1 protein-coding gene is annotated in these 475 nt (G+C 63.8%); it reads right to left on the reverse strand.

Features of this window, described 5'->3' with window-relative positions; translation table 11 throughout:
• Positions 1-399 (reverse strand): acetyl-coenzyme A synthetase N-terminal domain-containing protein (locus ACE04F_RS04745; RefSeq protein ID WP_486105254.1); only part of this gene is annotated, 399 nt, incomplete at its 3' end.
• Between the last annotated feature and the right edge of the window lie 76 nt (positions 400-475).

Below are 475 nucleotides of genomic sequence, written 5' to 3' on the forward strand. Positions count from 1 at the left end.
GGCTTGCAGGCTTTTCTGCACGCCCGCGACATGGGCGGCGAGTTCGGCCCAGGTCAGCGTTTGCTCAGTGCCGTCTTCATCAACGGCAACCACCGCCACGGTGTTATCGCGACGGCGCAGCAGATGTTCGGCGAAACTCAGCGTGGCCCCCGGGAACCAGCGTGCGCTGGGCATATGCGGGCCTTCCACCAGCACTGCGGTGGGGCGCTGGTGAAAACGGATGTCGAAGAAGTCCACGATGGCCTGCCAGAAAGCTTCGCGCTGGTCGATGCTCCAGGCGTGCAGGGCCGGGTAATCATTCAGCTGCAGCGAGTGCCGTTCGTTGACGAACCGGCGCAAGGCGTCCATGCGCGACCGGGCGATGCGTTCGGGGCTGGGTTGCCAGAGGATGTCGGACATGGGTGCCTCCTGTTTTTCCGGGGCTTGCGAACATTGCAGCACACGGTGCTAGTTATGGCGAGAAGCGCCTCTGTGG

The sequence above is a fragment of the Pseudomonas sp. AGC41 genome (assembly GCF_057334555.1).